The sequence below is a fragment of the Pararhizobium sp. genome, assembly GCF_965279435.1.
Taxonomy (GTDB): domain Bacteria; phylum Pseudomonadota; class Alphaproteobacteria; order Rhizobiales; family Rhizobiaceae; genus Pararhizobium.
In genome coordinates this window covers 3,144,049-3,160,639 of the sequence record NZ_CBDIHY010000003.1, presented here as the reverse complement: position 1 = coordinate 3,160,639, position 16,591 = coordinate 3,144,049, and the positions used below count along the sequence as shown (strand labels likewise).

The window sequence follows — 16,591 nt, the reverse complement described above, 5'->3', positions numbered from 1 at the left end:
CCGTTAACAGTCTGGGATCGCTACAGGATCATGCCAACCAGCGGGCGATGCGGTCCATTGCGTCGACCATGTCAGCGTGCGCACCTGCATAGGAAAACCGCATCGTGCGATGACCTTCGACAGGATCGAAATCGAGCCCCGGCGTTGCCGCGACATTGATCTCGGCCAGCATCTTGCGGGCAAATTCCATGCTGTCATTGGTGAAGCGGCTGACATCGGCATAGGCGTAGAAGGCGCCGTCCATCGGCGAAGCGATGGTAAAACCGATCTCCGGCAGGCGCTTCAGCAGCAGATCACGATTGGCGGCGTAGGATGCCTTGTAGACATCCAGTTCCGCCTCACAGCCGAGCGCTGCTTCTGCGGCGATCTGCGACAGTTCCGGTGGCGAGATATAGAGGCTCTGGGCGATCCGCTCGAAGGCGCGCACCTGGGCTTCCGGCAGGATCATCCAGCCGATCCGCCAGCCGGTCATGCAGTAATATTTGGAGAACGAGTTGATGATAACCGCTTCATCGGTCACCGCCAGCGCCGTCGTCTCCTCGCCCGCGAATGTCAGGCCATGATAGATCTCGTCCGATATAAAGGCGATATCATTGTCGTGGCAATAATCAGCGAGTGCCTTCAACCCTGCCCTGCCGGTCACCGTGCCTGTCGGGTTGGCCGGGCTGGCGAGAAGAACGCCGTCCAACGGCCTTCCCGCTTTTTTAGCCGCTGCTTCAAGGTTTTGCGGCGTCAGTGTAAAGCCGCTTTCGGCATCCGCCTCGACCTCGACGACCGTCAGGCCGAGGGCTGCCAGGATGTTGCGGTAGGCCGGGTAACCCGGGCGGGCGATGGCGACACAATCACCGGGATCAAACAGCGCCAGAAAAGCCAGATTGAAGCCGGCCGATGATCCGGTCGTGACAGCAACGCGCTGTGGATCGATATCGATACCGTAGCGTGAACGATAATGCCGGGCGATGGCTATCCTCAGCGACGCGGTCCCAAGCGCATCAGTGTACCCGAGACGGCCGTGGTCGAGTGCGGTCCGTGCCGCTTCCAGAGCCGCCTTTGGTGCTGGATGGCTCGGCTGGCCAACAGCCATCGAGATCACCGGATAACCGGGCTCGCGACGTTTGGTGGCTTCAGCCAGAACGTCCATGGCATGAAACGGCTCGACGGAGCTGCGAACGGAAAGAGGCTTCAACGGCACATCCTCGATATTTTTTGACGTGACAGGCATGTGCCTGATCGCAAAGGCCTTCACAAGTGTGCGAGCGCCGCATTTCGGCCGATTTTGCGGTTTCGTTTGGCGCCACGGCACCCTATGGTCGGCGACGATATTCTGTTGTCCTTCAAACAAGCCTGTTGACGCGGCCTTAGCACTTGAACGACAGACTGCAGCAACGAAAGACAACGAGGAACACCATGGCATTCAACGCTCGCAAATTCATCGCCGCTTCGATCATCCTTTTGACGGCGAGTGCTGCTACCTCCCCGGCAGCCTACGCGCTGGATGCCAAGCAGAAGCAGGAAATCGGCGATTTCATCAGGGAATACCTCGTCGCCAATCCGGAAATTCTGCTCGAAGCCCAGCAGTCGCTGAAGAAGAAGCAGGCCGACGAACAGTCGGCGCAGGCGCAAACTGCCATCACCGACAATGAAAAGGCGATCTTCCAGTCGCCCTATGACGTGACGCTCGGCAATCCGAAGGGCGACGTCACCATCGTCGAGTTCTACGACTACAACTGTGGCTACTGCAAACGTGCCTTGTCGGACATGGAAACCATTCTGGAAAAGGACAAGAACGTCCGTTTCGTCCTGAAGGAACTGCCGATCCTTGGACCGGATTCGATGGCGGCCCATAAGGTCAGCACCGCCTTCCGCGCCATCGCACCGGAAAAATATGGTGACTTCCACCGCGCCCTTCTGGGTGGCGAGGACCGCGCCAACGAGGAAACGGCGATGGCCGTTGCCACCGGTCTTGGCGTTCCCGAGGCTGACCTGCGCCAGAAGATGGCCGAAAACACCCAGGACGACGCCGTCAAGCAGGTCTACACGCTGGCCAACGATCTCGGCATCACCGGCACGCCGTCCTATGTGATCGGCAAAGAAGCCGTGTATGGCGCCGTTGGCGCCGAGGAAATTGAAACCAAAGTCAACAACGTCCGCACGTGCGGCAAGACCGTCTGCTAAGGCCCATTTCTGGGTAACTGCGCGTTATGGCTTGTGGACAAATGCCGAGGTGGGCCAAAGGGCTTTTCCTCGGCAGTCCGCCGGTCTATAGGTAGCGCTCGACTATCGGACCGGATTCCATATGCCATCGACCATTTTCGTGCTGAACGGCCCCAACCTCAACGCGCTCGGCAAACGCGAGCCCGGTATTTATGGGGGCAAGACGCTGGCCGACATCGAGGCAATGTGCGTCGAGCATGGCAATGCACTCGGCCTCAACGTCGTTTGCCGGCAGAGCAATCATGAAGGCGACCTCATCGACTGGTTCCATGAGGCAGGCAGCGTGGCACAGGGCATCGCCATCAATGCCGGCGCCTACACCCATACCTCGATTGCGCTGCACGATGCAGCTAAGGCGATCGGTATTCCGGTCGTCGAAGTGCACCTCTCCAATGTTCATGCACGCGAAGAGTTCCGGCACAAATCGATGCTGGCGCCCGCTGCAAAAGGCGTGATCTGCGGCTTTGGTGCCGACAGTTACATTCTGGCGCTCAATGCGCTAAAGACACTCACACAACACACGAAATAAAAAGAACACGAGGCTCATATCCATGGCTGACAAGAAACCCGGCATCGACCAGAAGCTGATCCGCGATCTCGCCGACATCCTGAACGAAACCGATCTTACCGAAATCGAAGTGGAACAGGACGACCTGCGTATTCGCGTGTCGCGCGCCGGTACGCCGCAATACGTATCCGCTCCGGTTCCGGTCGCTGCACCGGTTCAGATCGTGTCTGGCGTTACTGCAGTTTCGGCTGCGGAAACGGCACGGACCTCCAAGAACGCGCTGACCGCACCGATGGTTGGTACGGCTTATCTCTCGCCTGCTCCTGGCTCGCGCCCGTTTGTTGAAGTCGGCGCCACCGTCAAGGAAGGCCAGACCATCCTGATCATCGAAGCCATGAAGACGATGAACCAGATCCCGGCGCCCCGCTCCGGCAAGGTTACCGAAATCCTCGTTGAAGACGGCGCACCGGTCGAGTACGGCGAAGCGCTTGTCATCATCGAATAGGCCGAACAGATGATTTCAAAGATCCTCATCGCCAATCGCGGCGAAATCGCCCTTCGGGTGCTGCGCGCCTGCAAGGAACTCGGCATCGCCACCGTCGCGGTTCATTCGACCGCCGACGCCAACGCGATGCATGTGCGGCTTGCCGACGAGAGCGTCTGCATCGGCCCGCCGCCCTCGCGCGACAGCTATCTGAACATCCACCAGATCGTTGCGGCCTGCGAGATCACCGGCGCTGACGCCGTGCATCCCGGATACGGCTTCCTGTCGGAAAATGCCAAGTTCGCCGATATCCTCGACGCGCATGGCATTACCTTCATCGGACCGACCGCCGATCACATCCGCATCATGGGTGACAAGATCACGGCGAAGGAAACGGCCAAGTCGCTCGGCATTCCGGTCGTTCCGGGTTCTGCCGGTGAAGTGTTGCCGGAAAATGCACTGGAAATCGCCCGCGAAATCGGCTTCCCCGTGCTGATCAAAGCCACTGCCGGTGGCGGCGGCCGCGGCATGAAGGTGGCGAAGAACGAGGACGAACTGTCCGAGGCGGTTTCCACAGCCCGTTCAGAGGCGCTTGCCGCCTTCGGCAACGACGCCGTCTACATGGAAAAGTATCTCAGCAAGCCACGCCATATCGAAGTCCAGGTCGTCGGCGACGGTGAAGGCAATGCCATCCATCTGGGCGAACGCGACTGCTCTTTGCAGCGCCGCCACCAGAAGGTCTGGGAAGAAGCCAATTCGCCGGCTCTTAACGTCGAGCAGCGGATGAAGATCGGCGAAATCTGCGCCGATGCCATGCGCAAGCTGAAATACCGTGGCGCCGGCACGATCGAGTTTCTCTACGAAAACGGCGAGTTCTTCTTCATCGAGATGAACACCCGCCTGCAGGTCGAGCATCCGATCACCGAGGCCATCACCGGCATCGATCTGGTGCACGAACAGATCCGCGTCGCTTCCGGCGGTGGTCTGTCGGTGACGCAGGACGAGATCGTCTTTTCCGGTCATGCCATCGAATGCCGCATCAATGCCGAGGATCCGCGCACTTTCGTGCCGTCGCCCGGCACGATCACGCATTTCCATGCTCCGGGCGGTCTCGGTGTTCGCGTCGATTCGGGCGTCTATCAGGGCTACAAAATCCCGCCCTACTACGACAGCCTGATCGGCAAGCTGATCGTGCATGGACGTACCCGCGTCGAATGCATGATGCGCCTGCGCCGCGTGCTCGATGAATTCGTCATCGACGGTATTAAGACGACCTTGCCCCTGTTCCAGGACCTGATCAACAATCAGGACATCGCCAACGGCGACTACGACATCCATTGGCTGGAAAACTATCTGGCCCAGTCGGCCGAATGAGGTTTTGAATGAAGGGGACCCGTAGCAGGCAGCCGGACATTACACCGGATTTGCTGTTGCGGGCCTATTCCATCGGCCTGTTTCCGATGGCCGACAGTGCTGACGATCCCGAACTGTTCTGGGTCGAGCCTGAATTGCGCGGCATTATCCCGCTCGACGATTTCCACATTTCAAAAAGCCTGGCCAAGACGATCCGGCGTGCGCCGTTCGATATCCGGTACGACACGGCCTTCGAGCAGGTGATGGACGGATGTGCCGCCCCTGCCCCGGACCGGCCGACCACCTGGATCAACGCCAAGATCCGCTCCCTCTATACGACGCTGCACAGCATGGGCCACGCACATTGCGTCGAAGCGTGGGAGGATGACGAACTGGTGGGTGGCCTCTACGGCGTCTCGCTCGGCTCGGCGTTCTTCGGCGAAAGCATGTTTTCGCGCCGCACGGATGCCTCGAAGATTTGCCTTGTGCATCTGGTAGAGCGCCTGCGCAAGCGGGGCTTTGTCCTGCTCGATACCCAGTTCACCACCGAGCATCTGAAGAATTTTGGTGCGATTGATGTGCCGAAAGCGCGTTACGAAAAGATGCTGGCCCGCGCGATTGCTACACCGCATCTGAGATTTTAGGCGCAGCCGTATCCCCGGACTGGCTCGCCAGGCAAATCGAAAGCCTACCCAAGCTTCATCAAACCTGCCTGGGTCTCGCCAAAGCCGCAGTTGCGATAGAACGCGGCTAGATGCCCTTCGAAATCGACATGCAGCCAGAGTGCTCCCCGTTCGCGGGCCAGCGTTTCCGCTGCCTTCACCAAGCGGGTCGCGATACCCAAGCGACGCTTGGCGGGATGCACGCAGGTGTCGAGAATGAAGGCATGAATGCCGCCGTCCCAGGCAACGTTGACGAAGCCAATCAGCTGCTCGCCGTCATAGGCGCCGACATGGCCAAGGCTGTGCGACAGGATGCCTGAAAAATCTCTCGGCGTGGGTTCGCCCCAGGCGACAGCCCAAAGAAAATTCATCTGGTCGTTCGGGGGAAAGGGATCGGTGCGGATTTCGATGGTCAACGCGATCCTCAAAGCATTACTGCTTGGCTGCGGCATCCGGCGGCGGCAGGTCGGACTTGGCCTTGCAGCTGTTCAGCCAGACGTCATAGACCGGGTGCTCGACGGCGTTGAGGCCCGGGCTGTCTGCGAACATCCAGCCGGTGAAGATGCGGCGGATCTTGCGGTCGAGTGTGATTTCGTCGACTTCGACAAACGTGTCGGTCTTCGGCGCTTCGGTCTCGTCGCGGCTGTAACAGACACGCGGCGTCACCTGCAGCGCGCCGAACTGGACGGTTTCACCAATATAGACGTCGAAGGTCGTGATGCGGCCAGTGATCTTGTCAATGCCGGAAAAGACGGCGACAGGGTTGGTGATCCTTGCTGCGTCAGCGGCCGTCATCATCGAAAGAACGGCGGTGCCGGCAATCGCGAACAGCGAGGCTGCCGTAAACATCCGGCGCTTTAGAATTCGCTGACTTGAAACTACCATTCTAACGCCCGTCTCCCGCGTAATCCCCGGCCACAGTGCCGGGTATCAGGCGCTAAACATCAAATGTGGCCGAGGCATGGTGCCTGCGGTGCAATCAACAATCCAAAGGAACTGTTTGCAAATCGGGTTCAGGAGCGTGGCGTCCAGGCATCATAGTCGCCGGTGACGCGCGGACGCTCGCCGGTGGCATTGATCGAACCCGGTGGCCGGTAGGCCTGGGCAGAGCCGGTGCCGTTCGGCTGATGCGGCTTTTCCCACTCTCGCTCTTTGTAGCTTTCATCCGCCGGCGACACGTCGGTACGATGGTGCATCCAGCCATGCCAGCCCGGCGGAATGGCGGATGCGTCGGCATAGCCGTTATAGATCACCCAGCGGCGGGTGCGGCCCTCGGAATCAGTGCCGCCCTGATAATAGACGTTGCCGGCCGCATCTTCGCCCACTCTTTTGCCGAAGCGCCAGGTGTGAAAGCGGGTGCCGATCGTCTGTCCATTCCACCAGGTAAAAATCTGCAGCAGAGACTTCATGATGTCCGTCCTTGACCGCGCTAAAACCGCGCGGGATATCCTAGATTACTGCTCCGCTTATGCCGCGCAGCCTGCCGCTTGTCCAGTGATTCCGTGGCAACGCCGCTATTTCAACCGAATCTTGAAGCCGAGATGGGAGGGCTCGAACCCGACCCGCTCATAGAACCGGTGGGCATCGATGCGCTGCTTGTTCGAGCTTAGCTGCACCTTGGAAAGACCTTGCGCACGAGCCGTTTCGACCGCAAACCGCATCATCGTCTCGCCGATCCCCCTTCCGCGCATGTCCTTTCGGGTCTGCACGGCTTCGATCAACAGGTTGGAGCTCCCCCGGCCGGACAGCGTCGTCAGGATCGTGGTCTGGAACGTGCCGACCACCGCCCTATCCAGCTCGGCGACATACAGCGTCTCGTTTGGGGTAGCGACAATGCGCTCAAATGCCGCGAGATAGTCGGCAAAGGCATCTGGCGCAGTGGTGTCGCCATGGCCGCCGATCGTATCGGATGCGAACAGGGCGATGATCTCGGTGAGATCTTCACGGTTGGCCAGCCTGATCGACACATTGAGCTTTGGTGCGTGCATATCTTTCGATTCCCGATTTCTGACCGTGGCTTGCCAGCGGATGAAGAAGGAAATGTGACAGCAGCGCACGGGAGGAGCCAAGGCGGCCTTATCAGTCCAGAGGCTTTTCCATCACGATCGTTGCAATGCCCCAGGTCGCAGCCCCCCCGCCTGCCCTGACGAAGCCATGCGCGTCATAGAAGCCGATGGCCTTGGCGTTGTTCTCCTCGACCTCGACCCGCATCGTGCCCGCATAGGGAAAGCAGGTTTCGAGCTCGGCAAAAATATCGCGGGCTATCCCCTGCCGCTGGAACTGCGGCAGGACGTAGAGCTGGTGTAGCACCGCCGTTTCATGCAGCGTTTCGGACATGGCCGCAAAGCCCATGCCGCCGATCACCTTGCCGTCGTCGGCAACGAGAAACTCGCCGTTTTTGCGCTGAAGATTGGCCTTCAACGCTGCCACCGAATGCCACTTGGCCGTCATCTCGTTGATCTTATCGGCACCGTACTGCGCATCATAGGTCGCATGCGCGGTCTCACCGAGAAGCGCCGAGACTTTCGCAAGGTCGCGCTCGGTGGCTGTACGGACGAAGAACATGTTTTGGGCCTTTCAATCGCAACTCCGAACGGAAAACCGTTTCACGCTTTTCCCGGAATGGCTCAGTCCTCGATGCCGAGCTTGGCCTTGACCAGCGCCTGCACCGCCTGCGGGTTGGCCTTGCCACCGGTCGACTTGATTACCTGGCCGACGAACCAGCCGGCAAGCGATGGTTTGGCCTGAACCTTGGCGACCTGATCGGGGTTGGCAGCGATGATCTCGTCGACGGCCTTTTCGATGGCGCCGGTGTCCGTCACCTGCTTCATGCCGCGGCTTTCGACCAGCTCGGCCGGGTCGCCGCCTTCGGTCCAGACGATTTCGAACAGGTCCTTGGCGATCTTGCCGGAGATCACTTCCGACTTGATGAGGTCGAGAATGCCGCCGAGCTGGGCGGGGGAAACCGGAGTCTCTTCAATGGCTTTGCTGGCTTTGTTCAACGCGCCAAGCAGGTCGTTGATGACCCAGTTGGCAGCAATCTTGCCATCGCGGCCAGCAGCCACCGCCTCGAAATAATCGGCAATCGCCTTTTCAGACACCAGCACGGATGCGTCATAGATCGACAGGCCGAGATCGCGCACGAAACGCTCCTTCTTGTCGTCGGGCAGTTCCGGCAAGTCGGCCTTCAGCGCTTCAATGAAGGCGTCGTCGAATTCGAGCGGCAGCAGGTCCGGGTCCGGGAAATAGCGGTAGTCATGCGCATCTTCCTTCGAGCGCATCGAACGGGTCTCGCCCTTGCCCGGGTCGAACAGGCGGGTTTCCTGGTCGATCGAGCCGCCGTCTTCGAGAATGCCGATCTGGCGGCGGGCTTCGTATTCGATCGCCTGACCGATGAAGCGGATGGAATTGACGTTCTTGATTTCGCAACGCGTGCCGAAATCCTCGCCCGGGCGGCGCACGGAAACGTTGACGTCGGCGCGCAACGAGCCTTCGTCCATGTTGCCGTCGCAAGTGCCGAGGTAACGCACGATCGACCGCAGCTTGGTGACATAGGCCTTGGCTTCATCGGACGAGCGCATGTCCGGCTTGGAGACAATTTCCATCAGCGCCACGCCCGAGCGGTTCAAATCGACATAGGACATGGTCGGGCTCTGGTCGTGCATCGACTTGCCGGCATCCTGTTCCAGATGCAGCCGCTCGATGCCGATTTCGATATCCTCGAACTGGCCTTGACGATCCGGTCCCACCGAAATGACGATCTGGCCCTCGCCGACGATCGGATCCTTGAACTGGGAAATCTGATAGCCCTGCGGTAGGTCCGGATAGAAATAGTTCTTGCGGTCGAAGATCGAGCGCTTGTTGATCTGCGCCTTCAGGCCAAGACCGGTGCGTACGGCCTGGGCGACGCATTCCTCGTTGATGACAGGCAGCATGCCCGGCATCGCTGCATCGACCAGCGAGACGTTGGAGTTCGGTGCATTGCCGAATGTCGTCGAGGCGCCCGAAAACAGCTTCGAATTGCTCGTCACCTGGGCATGGACTTCCAGGCCGATGATGACTTCCCAATCGCCAGTGGCGCCGGGAATATAGCGTTTCGGTTCTGAGATGCGGACGTCGACGAGGGTCATGGAATGCTCTTCTGTAAGCTTCAATTCGTGTGTCTCTGGGTAGAACAATTGGCTATGGCGTGCAAGGCTTGTCGCATCCGGCATGGCGTATTGATGCCCAATCTCCGGGCGTTTGCGATCTGTTCAATTTTTTGAGGCACTCTATCCGAATGGCCATCTGTCTCTTGCTCATCATTGTGTTTCTTGTCCTCAACATCGTGACGTTCTGCGTCTTCTGGTGGGACAAGGCGGCGGCGCGCGGTGGAAAATGGCGGATCGCCGAAAACAAGCTTTTGAGCCTGGCGTTTTTCGGCGGAAGCCTCGGCGCCTTTGCCGCCCAGCGGCTGCTGCGGCACAAGACCCGCAAGGAGCCTTTCCGCACCCGGCTGGCGGCGATCCTCGTCCTGCACGCCGCCGTCGCCTCCGTCGGACTTCTGGCATTGCCCTGGGTGCTTGCCGGTCACGTTTTCCACTCTTGAGGTCACTTCCCCTCTAGCTACCTGACTTTTGACCCGACCGCCACAGCTTGACTCGCGGGACGATTCGTAACTATTATTATTACATGAAAAGAAACAGCCGCCTTTCCGCAGTGCTGCACGCACTGCTGCACATGGCAGAACGCGAACGGCCGATGACATCGGACGAGCTCGCCCTCTGTCTCCACACCAATCCTGTCGTCGTCCGGCGCACCATGGCCGGGCTGCGCGAGGCAGGCCTTGTCACTTCCGGCCGTGGCCATGGCGGCGGCTGGACGCTGGCCCGGCCGTTGGAGGATGTCACCATGCATGACATCTATGCAGCACTGGGCGAGCCGATGCTGTTCCAGATGGGCAATGTCAGCGAAAGCCCGGGCTGCCTGGTCGAACAGGCCGTCAATCACGCGCTCGACGATGCGTTTCGCGATGCCGAAGTGATGCTGATTGCGCGCCTCGGGCAAGTGACGCTGGCCACCCTTGCCGACGATTTCAAACGGCGCTTTGCCGAGCACAGGGCCGCGCTGAAACAGCTGGGTAAAACACGGCCCGGCTAACACTCCTATCAACACTGATGTCTCCCCCATCCGGTTTCTCATGAAATTGCCGGGGGGCGGAGCTATGGAAGGAAAGACCATGCAACAGGATGCAATCATCATCGGCGGCGGTTTTGCCGGATTGGCGGCCGCCTATATTCTCGCCCGCGCCCGGCGGCATGTCACCATCATCGACAGCGGCACGCCACGCAACCGGTTTGCCGCCCATTCCCACGGCGTGCTGGCACTCGACGGCAAATCAGGGCTGGAGATCCTCACCGAGGCGCGGGCCCAGCTCGCTGCCTATCCCACGGTGACCTTCATCGAAGGCGAGGCTGACTCTGCGGAAGGCGTAATCGACGACTTCCATGTCAGCGTTGCCGGACACGGCTCAATTGCCGCCCGGCGGCTGCTTCTGGCCAACGGCATAGAAGACCGCCTGCCCGATATCCCCGGCCTTGCCGAACGCTGGGGCAAGACAGTACTGCATTGCCCCTATTGCCACGGCTATGAAATCGGCGGCGGGCCGATCGGTGTGCTGGCAACACAGCCGATGTCGGCGCATCAGGGGGCCGTCGTTGCCGACTGGGGCGATGTCACCCTGTTCACCAACGGTATGCCGGAGCCGGACAAAGAGACACTTGCCCTTCTCGAGAGGCGTAACGTAACCCTCCGGCCCGGCACGGTCAGCGTTATTGAGACCGGTACCTGCGATATGCTGCGGGTTCGGCTGGAGAACGGCCGGACCTTTGATGTCAAAGCGCTGTTCGTCGCGGCCGAACTGCATATGCGCGGCACGATCGCCGAAAGCCTTGGCTGCGCATTGCAGGACACACCCGCCGGCAAGATCCTCGCCACCGACACCGTCAAGGCGACCAGTGTCGCCGGGGTCTATGCCGCCGGCGACAATGCCCGCGCCTTCGGCAACATCACGCTTGCTTCCGCCGATGGCGTCATGGCCGGCCTCGGCATGCACCAATCGCTCATGTTCGCATCGCATTCTTGACGGCGCTGCCGTCCTTCGCTTAAAAATGGCCGTCCTTATGGAGTTTTGATGTTTTCTATATCCGAGATTGCCTGAAGGCCCTGCCTGCAAAAGTCTTTTGCGGGCACGGGCCGGAAAACGAAGCCCTGACGTTCGACTGAACGGCAGACCCGTTTTCATGCGTTCACGCGAACGCTTTTCGGATCTCGACATCAATGGACATTTCACGCGAAGAACAGCGTATTCTACATCTCATGGCCCAAGGCGGCCGCATCGAAATCCTCCGTCTGGACGGCAAGAGCATCGACAGTGCTCGATGCTTCACCCGCGACGGCTGGCTCTATCCCGGTTTCGGTTTGGAGATGTTTCGTAAACTGAAACGGAAGAAAGCGATTTCGTCATCCGGCGGCAAACCCTACCGGATCACCCAACGCGGCCTTGTTCTCGTGCGCTCGCAGCTGAACAACTGCTAACAAAACAAAGCCGGTGGGACCGTTCATTCGGTCTCGCCGGTTTTTTTCATTCAGAACCACTGCTCATCGTTATGAACAGCAGGCTCTCCCAGCATTTTCGTCATGCCGACCGATTCGACATCCCGGTCGAGTTTTGGTGCGTAGGCCGTTGACAGCGAGCTGATCGCATACCCGTGCTTGCGGAAAAACCCGATGGCCTTTGCATTCTGGGCATGCGTATTGATCGCCACAGCCTGAAACCCGTCAGCCAGTATCCTGTGTTCCAAATCGGCAAGCAGGGTCGAGCCGAGACCGTATCGCTGCATCGAGGGTTCGATCCAGAGATCGGAGATCGTCCCGTCCTTGTCTTCGCGCGCGGCCCACCCGGCGACGATGCCGTTGGTTTCAGCGACGCTCACCGAAAACCAGTTCGAACGCAGAAAGGACAGGAACGACAGTTCGGCGACGCGGCGCATGGCCTGCGCATCGGCCACGCCGGAAACGGCTTTCTCCCAGGCATCAAGCCCGATCGTGGCAAGGGCTGGAACTTCGTTTTCGCGCGCAAGGCGGACAATGATCATGCAGCGGTCCCCCCTTCCGCAGCAAGTAGAGCATCATAGGATCGATTTTTCCAGACGTACCTTGGCCTGGTCCAGACCAAGCGACGGCGAAAAATCGGTGCCTTGCCAGACCTCGGTAAAACCGAGCTTTTTGTAGAGGGAAAGAGCGGGATCGTTGGACGCATCAGTCTCAATGCTTGCAACGCCCAGATTTTCAAAGTGCATCCGGGACAGAAGCTCGCCGATCAGCGCCGAGCCGACCCCCTTGCCCTGCCAGTGCGGAGCAATCCAGATATCGGAAATATAATCCCAGCCGCGTGACCGGTCGCCGGGATGTTCGCGGCTGTCGCGGGCACCCCAGCCGATCACTTCATTTGCGGCAACGGCAACGAGGACCTCGGCGTCCGGCCGTCCGGCAAACGTCAGAAAGCTGTCTTCGACGCGCGTTTCGACAGTCGGCTCAAACCAGCTCTGGTGAATACGGCTGGATTTCCAGGCGTCAAACCCGATCCGGGCGACTGCCCCGGTGTCCGCGGCAGTCATATTGCGAAGGCGGAAGGCCGTTTTTACCACCACTTCGTTGGCTGGAATTTTCCGGCGGCCTGCTCAATGACATGCGCTGTCTTGAACAGCGTTTCTTCCTCGAACGGCTTGCCGATCAACTGCAGACCGAGCGGCAGGCCCTTGTGGTCGAGACCGGCGGGTACGGCAATGCCCGGAAGACCGGCCATGTTGACCGTCACCGTGAAGATGTCGTTGAGGTACATCTTGACCGGATCGGATGCCAGGTCCTCGTCGGCAATGCCAAAGGCGGAGGACGGTGTAGCCGGCGTCAGGATCGCATCGACACCGGCGTGGAAAGCCAGTTCGAAGTCGCGCTTGATCAGCGTACGGACCTTCTGGGCCTGCAGGTAATAGGCGTCGTAATAACCGGCCGACAGCACATAGGTGCCGATCATGATGCGGCGCTTGACCTCGGTGCCGAAGCCGGCCGCACGGGTCTTTTCATACATGTCGGCAATGTCCTTGCCATCGACGCGCAGGCCGTAGCGGACGCCGTCATAGCGGGCAAGGTTGGACGAGGCTTCAGCGGGCGCCACGATGTAGTAGGCCGGAAGCGCATATTTGGTGTGCGGCAGGCTGATATCGACGATTTCGGCACCGGCGTCCTTCAGCCAGGCAATGCCCTGCTGCCAAAGGGTTTCGATTTCTTCCGGCATGCCATCGACGCGGTATTCCTTCGGAATGCCGATCTTCATGCCCTTCAGCGACTGGCCGAGCGAGGCCTCATAGTTTGGCACCGGCAGATCGACAGAAGTCGTGTCCTTGGCGTCGACCGATGCCATCGACTTCAACAGGATGGCCGCATCGCGCACGTCGCGGGCGATCGGACCGGCCTGATCGAGCGACGAGGCAAAAGCGACGATGCCCCAGCGCGAGCAGCGGCCATAGGTCGGTTTGATACCGACTGTGCCGGTAAAGGCTGCCGGCTGGCGGATCGAGCCGCCAGTATCGGTGGCAGTGGCACCGGCGCAGAGGAACGCGGCAACGGCTGCGGCCGAACCGCCGGAGGAGCCGCCTGGAACCAGATCGAGGTTCGAGCCATTGGCACGCCACGGGTTTTTCACCGGGCCGTAATAGGAGCTTTCGTTTGACGAGCCCATGGCAAACTCGTCCATGTTGAGCTTGCCGAGCATGACGGCGCCGTCGTTCCAGAGGTTCTGGGTGACGGTGGATTCATACCGCGGCTTGAAGCCGTCGAGAATGTGGCTGCAGGCCTGGGTGTGGATCCCTTCGGTACCGAACAGGTCCTTGATCCCGAGCGGAATGCCTTCGAGAGCACCGGCCTTGCCGCTGGCGATGCGGGCATCCGATGCCTTCGCCATCTCGCGCGCCTTGTCCGGCGTGGTGACGATGTAGGCATTCAGCGCACCGTTGGCCGCGTCGATCGCGCCGACATAGGCTTCCGTCAGTTCGACGGCGGAGATTTCCTTGGCGCTCAGCTTCGTGCGCGCTTCGGCGATGGTCAGGCGGGTCAGGTCGGTCATGGCAGGCTTTCAAAATCGGGTGCGTTCGGGCGGCGGCAGCGGCAAAGATTACTCGACAACCTTCGGGACGAGGAAGAAATTGCGATCCTCGTTCGGTGCGTTCGCAACGATATCGTCGGCCTTGTTGCCATCGGTTACCGCATCGACGCGTTTCTTCATTGCCATCGGGGTTACCGATGTCATCGGCTCGATGCCATCGACATTGACCTCGGAAAGCTGCTCGACGAAACCGAGGATGCCGTTCAGTTCGCCGGTCATGCGCTGCGCTTCCTCTTCGGTGACGGCAATGCGGGCAAGGCGCGCGACGCGCTTCACGGTGGCGAGGTCTACGGACATGGGTGTCTCCGGTCTTCAAGGAACTTTCCCCCGCTATAATAGCCGCAGTGCTGCCACGCAACGGGGGAATGCAAACGCAAGCCGCTTAGACGGCAACAATACCGCCGACTGCGGGCGCTTCGACCTTAGCTGAAGCGCCGTCCATGCCTGTGATGAACAGCGCCGGCGTCTGGTCGATAATGCCGAACGAACCGTAGTGGCACGGAAGCACGGTGGCAAACTTGAAGAAGCGCTGGCAGGCCAGCGCCGCTACGGCACCGCCCATGGTGAACCGGTCGCCGATCGGCACGAGACCGATTTCCGGCTGGTGCAGTTCCTGGATCAGCGCCATGTCGGAGAAGATGTCGGTATCGCCCATATGATAAAGCGTCGGCTCATCCTCGAAATGCAGGACAAGGCCGTTGGCATTGCCAAGCGAATGCGACACGCCGTCCTCGGTCAGTTGCGCCGAGGAATGCAGCGCGTTGACGAAGGTGGTGGAAAAGCCGTCGAGATGAATGGTACCGCCGGTATTGCCCATTTCGAGCGCCTGAACGCCCTTGGAGCCCAGCCATGCAGCGAGATCGGCATTGGCAACAACGGTCGCGCCGGTTTCCTTGGCGAGCGCAATCGTATCGCCGACATGGTCGCCATGGCCGTGGGTGAGCAGAATATGGGTGAGCCCGGCGGCGGCATCCTTGCGTGTGGCTTCGTCGAAGGATGGGTTGCCGGTGAAGAAGGGGTCGATGAGGATTTTTGATTTGGCGGTTTCCAGATGGAACGCGGAATGTCCGAGCCACTTGATCTTCATGACAATACTCCTTGATTTATCGCGGGGATGATTTGGCGGCAGGATAGGGATATGGATCACCCGAGTAATCCTAAAAGACCGAATCGGCAAATCACATGGCTGTTCTCAGCATCGAAGATCTCGCATCCGCCCTCCTGCCCAGCCAGGCCATCGCCGGGCTCGATCTCGGCACCAAAACGATCGGCATTTCGGTGTCCGATCTCGGACGGCGCTTTGCCACGCCACGCGCAGTGATCAAGCGGGTCAAGTTCGGGCTGGATGCGCAAGCGCTGCTTGCCATGGCCGAAAAGGAAAGGATCGCCGCGTTTGTCATCGGCCTGCCGATCAACATGGACGGTTCCGCCGGTCCCCGAGCGCAGGCGACCAGGGCTTTCGTGCACAACATGGCGCAGAAGACGGAGCTGCCGTTCATCTACTGGGACGAACGGCTATCGACCGTGGCGGCCGAACGGGTGCTGATCGAGATGGATGTTTCGAGAAAGAAGCGGGCCGACCGGATCGATTCGGCAGCCGCTTCCTTCATTCTTCAGGGCGCGCTGGACAGGTTGGCATCCTTGGCAAAGGGTGCTGCCGCAGTTTCAGACGGCTGAGCCGGTGGAAACCGCTTGGCGTACCAGGCGCGGATCTCGCGGCGTTTGCGGTAGGCGATGATCGCAAACACCAGCAGGCTGTCGAAGACGATGGCGCGGGCCACCAGCGGCGGGATGGTTTCGGGCGGGATGCCGAGCACATTGCCATAGATGGTAAAGACCAGATCGTGCGCCTGACGCGTCAGCATGAAAATGCCGAAGCTCATGTCGTAATAGGAAAGGCCGTACCAGCCGGTCAAAAGGATGACCGGGCACGCCCAGAGGATCAGGAACCACTTCATGCTGCTCTCCCCTCCACGAATGCGCCATGTTTGAACTGCGCCGACAACCGATCCAGAGCAAGCAAGCTCACCAGGATGACAGCCGGAACCGCCAGATCGAGCGCAAGGCTCGCAAAAAACATCGTCATGATGATGACCAAGCCAGTTCTCACCGAACGTGCTCCATTCCAAAAAACGTTAACAATCTCTTCACGGCCACTCTTGCCCGTT

24 protein-coding genes are annotated in these 16,591 nt (G+C 59.9%); 10 read left to right on the top strand and 14 right to left on the bottom strand.

Going from position 1 to position 16,591, the window contains the following annotated elements; translation table 11 throughout:
- Window positions 1-28: 28 nt before the first annotated feature.
- Window positions 29-1,222, bottom strand: a complete 1,194-nt coding sequence (locus tag ACQY8Q_RS21050) for a pyridoxal phosphate-dependent aminotransferase (RefSeq protein WP_428428340.1) — start codon at window positions 1,220-1,222, stop codon at window positions 29-31.
- Between the two features lie 185 nt (window positions 1,223-1,407).
- On the opposite strand from ACQY8Q_RS21050, the gene ACQY8Q_RS21045 reads away from it, so the two are divergent.
- The 5 genes from ACQY8Q_RS21045 to aat all read left to right on the top strand — a co-directional run bounded on the left by ACQY8Q_RS21045 (window position 1,408) and on the right by aat (window position 5,203).
- Window positions 1,408-2,175 (top strand): DsbA family protein, encoded by a 768-nt coding sequence (locus ACQY8Q_RS21045; protein WP_428428339.1) that lies wholly within the window; start codon window positions 1,408-1,410, stop codon window positions 2,173-2,175.
- 121 nt (window positions 2,176-2,296) lie between these two features.
- On the top strand, window positions 2,297-2,743 hold the full coding sequence (gene aroQ / locus ACQY8Q_RS21040) for a type II 3-dehydroquinate dehydratase (protein ID WP_113245971.1): 447 nt from the start codon (window positions 2,297-2,299) through the stop codon (window positions 2,741-2,743).
- A gap of 22 nt (window positions 2,744-2,765) precedes the next feature.
- On the top strand, window positions 2,766-3,227 hold the full coding sequence (gene accB / locus ACQY8Q_RS21035) for an acetyl-CoA carboxylase biotin carboxyl carrier protein (RefSeq protein ID WP_428428338.1): 462 nt from the start codon (window positions 2,766-2,768) through the stop codon (window positions 3,225-3,227).
- A 9-nt stretch (window positions 3,228-3,236) separates the two neighbouring features.
- On the top strand, window positions 3,237-4,580 hold the full coding sequence (gene accC, locus ACQY8Q_RS21030; RefSeq protein ID WP_428428337.1) for an acetyl-CoA carboxylase biotin carboxylase subunit: 1,344 nt from the start codon (window positions 3,237-3,239) through the stop codon (window positions 4,578-4,580).
- A gap of 8 nt (window positions 4,581-4,588) precedes the next feature.
- Window positions 4,589-5,203 (top strand): leucyl/phenylalanyl-tRNA--protein transferase, encoded by a 615-nt coding sequence (aat, locus tag ACQY8Q_RS21025; protein ID WP_428428336.1) that lies wholly within the window; start codon window positions 4,589-4,591, stop codon window positions 5,201-5,203.
- Between the two features lie 44 nt (window positions 5,204-5,247).
- Here aat and ACQY8Q_RS21020 read toward each other — a convergent pair whose 3' ends face one another.
- The 6 genes from ACQY8Q_RS21020 to gatB form a co-directional block, all read right to left on the bottom strand.
- Window positions 5,248-5,673: a GNAT family N-acetyltransferase gene (locus tag ACQY8Q_RS21020; RefSeq protein WP_428428335.1), complete on the bottom strand. Its 426-nt coding sequence runs from the start codon at window positions 5,671-5,673 to the stop codon at window positions 5,248-5,250.
- Window positions 5,654-6,070 (bottom strand): DUF2155 domain-containing protein, encoded by a 417-nt coding sequence (locus ACQY8Q_RS21015; RefSeq protein ID WP_428429836.1) that lies wholly within the window; start codon window positions 6,068-6,070, stop codon window positions 5,654-5,656. The genes ACQY8Q_RS21020 and ACQY8Q_RS21015 overlap by 20 nt, the downstream gene beginning before the upstream one ends.
- A 164-nt stretch (window positions 6,071-6,234) precedes the next feature.
- Window positions 6,235-6,630, bottom strand: a complete 396-nt coding sequence (locus ACQY8Q_RS21010; protein ID WP_428428334.1) for an NADH:ubiquinone oxidoreductase subunit NDUFA12 — start codon at window positions 6,628-6,630, stop codon at window positions 6,235-6,237.
- 105 nt (window positions 6,631-6,735) lie between these two features.
- On the bottom strand, window positions 6,736-7,209 hold the full coding sequence (locus ACQY8Q_RS21005; protein WP_428428333.1) for an N-acetyltransferase family protein: 474 nt from the start codon (window positions 7,207-7,209) through the stop codon (window positions 6,736-6,738).
- A 91-nt stretch (window positions 7,210-7,300) separates the two neighbouring features.
- Window positions 7,301-7,786 (bottom strand): GNAT family N-acetyltransferase, encoded by a 486-nt coding sequence (locus ACQY8Q_RS21000; protein WP_428428332.1) that lies wholly within the window; start codon window positions 7,784-7,786, stop codon window positions 7,301-7,303.
- A gap of 62 nt (window positions 7,787-7,848) precedes the next feature.
- Window positions 7,849-9,351 (bottom strand): Asp-tRNA(Asn)/Glu-tRNA(Gln) amidotransferase subunit GatB, encoded by a 1,503-nt coding sequence (gene gatB / locus ACQY8Q_RS20995; RefSeq protein WP_428428331.1) that lies wholly within the window; start codon window positions 9,349-9,351, stop codon window positions 7,849-7,851.
- A gap of 149 nt (window positions 9,352-9,500) precedes the next feature.
- On the opposite strand from gatB, the gene ACQY8Q_RS20990 reads away from it, so the two are divergent.
- The 4 genes from ACQY8Q_RS20990 (at window position 9,501) to ACQY8Q_RS20975 (ending at window position 11,797) form a co-directional block, all read left to right on the top strand.
- Window positions 9,501-9,809 (top strand): DUF1294 domain-containing protein, encoded by a 309-nt coding sequence (locus ACQY8Q_RS20990; protein ID WP_428428330.1) that lies wholly within the window; start codon window positions 9,501-9,503, stop codon window positions 9,807-9,809.
- Window positions 9,810-9,892: 83 nt separating this feature from the next.
- The gene (locus ACQY8Q_RS20985) at window positions 9,893-10,360 is read left to right on the top strand and encodes an Rrf2 family transcriptional regulator (protein WP_428428329.1); all 468 of its coding nucleotides are present in this window, start codon (window positions 9,893-9,895) and stop codon (window positions 10,358-10,360) included.
- 79 nt (window positions 10,361-10,439) lie between these two features.
- Window positions 10,440-11,345, top strand: coding sequence for an NAD(P)/FAD-dependent oxidoreductase (locus tag ACQY8Q_RS20980; protein ID WP_428428328.1), 906 nt, complete (start codon window positions 10,440-10,442; stop codon window positions 11,343-11,345).
- A gap of 194 nt (window positions 11,346-11,539) precedes the next feature.
- Window positions 11,540-11,797, top strand: coding sequence for a YjhX family toxin (locus tag ACQY8Q_RS20975; protein WP_428428327.1), 258 nt, complete (start codon window positions 11,540-11,542; stop codon window positions 11,795-11,797).
- Between the two features lie 50 nt (window positions 11,798-11,847).
- Here ACQY8Q_RS20975 and ACQY8Q_RS20970 read toward each other — a convergent pair whose 3' ends face one another.
- The 5 genes from ACQY8Q_RS20970 to ACQY8Q_RS20950 form a co-directional block, all read right to left on the bottom strand.
- Complete coding sequence (locus ACQY8Q_RS20970; RefSeq protein ID WP_428428326.1) at window positions 11,848-12,357, bottom strand: N-acetyltransferase family protein; 510 nt, start codon at window positions 12,355-12,357, stop codon at window positions 11,848-11,850.
- Between the two features lie 33 nt (window positions 12,358-12,390).
- Complete coding sequence (locus ACQY8Q_RS20965; protein WP_428428325.1) at window positions 12,391-12,879, bottom strand: N-acetyltransferase family protein; 489 nt, start codon at window positions 12,877-12,879, stop codon at window positions 12,391-12,393.
- Between the two features lie 23 nt (window positions 12,880-12,902).
- Window positions 12,903-14,384, bottom strand: coding sequence for an Asp-tRNA(Asn)/Glu-tRNA(Gln) amidotransferase subunit GatA (gatA, locus tag ACQY8Q_RS20960; protein ID WP_428428324.1), 1,482 nt, complete (start codon window positions 14,382-14,384; stop codon window positions 12,903-12,905).
- A gap of 48 nt (window positions 14,385-14,432) precedes the next feature.
- Window positions 14,433-14,720, bottom strand: a complete 288-nt coding sequence (gene gatC / locus ACQY8Q_RS20955; RefSeq protein ID WP_428428323.1) for an Asp-tRNA(Asn)/Glu-tRNA(Gln) amidotransferase subunit GatC — start codon at window positions 14,718-14,720, stop codon at window positions 14,433-14,435.
- Window positions 14,721-14,805: 85 nt separating this feature from the next.
- Window positions 14,806-15,510 (bottom strand): metal-dependent hydrolase, encoded by a 705-nt coding sequence (locus tag ACQY8Q_RS20950; RefSeq protein WP_428428322.1) that lies wholly within the window; start codon window positions 15,508-15,510, stop codon window positions 14,806-14,808.
- 95 nt (window positions 15,511-15,605) lie between these two features.
- Between ACQY8Q_RS20950 and ruvX the strand changes: the two genes are divergently transcribed.
- Window positions 15,606-16,100 (top strand): Holliday junction resolvase RuvX, encoded by a 495-nt coding sequence (ruvX, locus tag ACQY8Q_RS20945; RefSeq protein WP_428428321.1) that lies wholly within the window; start codon window positions 15,606-15,608, stop codon window positions 16,098-16,100.
- Here ruvX and ACQY8Q_RS20940 read toward each other — a convergent pair.
- Both ACQY8Q_RS20940 and ACQY8Q_RS20935 read right to left on the bottom strand, forming a co-directional pair.
- Complete coding sequence (locus ACQY8Q_RS20940; RefSeq protein ID WP_428428320.1) at window positions 16,037-16,381, bottom strand: DUF6105 family protein; 345 nt, start codon at window positions 16,379-16,381, stop codon at window positions 16,037-16,039. The genes ruvX and ACQY8Q_RS20940 overlap by 64 nt on opposite strands.
- Complete coding sequence (locus tag ACQY8Q_RS20935; RefSeq protein WP_428428319.1) at window positions 16,378-16,521, bottom strand: hypothetical protein; 144 nt, start codon at window positions 16,519-16,521, stop codon at window positions 16,378-16,380. Before ACQY8Q_RS20935 ends, ACQY8Q_RS20940 begins: the two co-directional genes overlap by 4 nt.
- Between the last annotated feature and the right edge of the window lie 70 nt (window positions 16,522-16,591).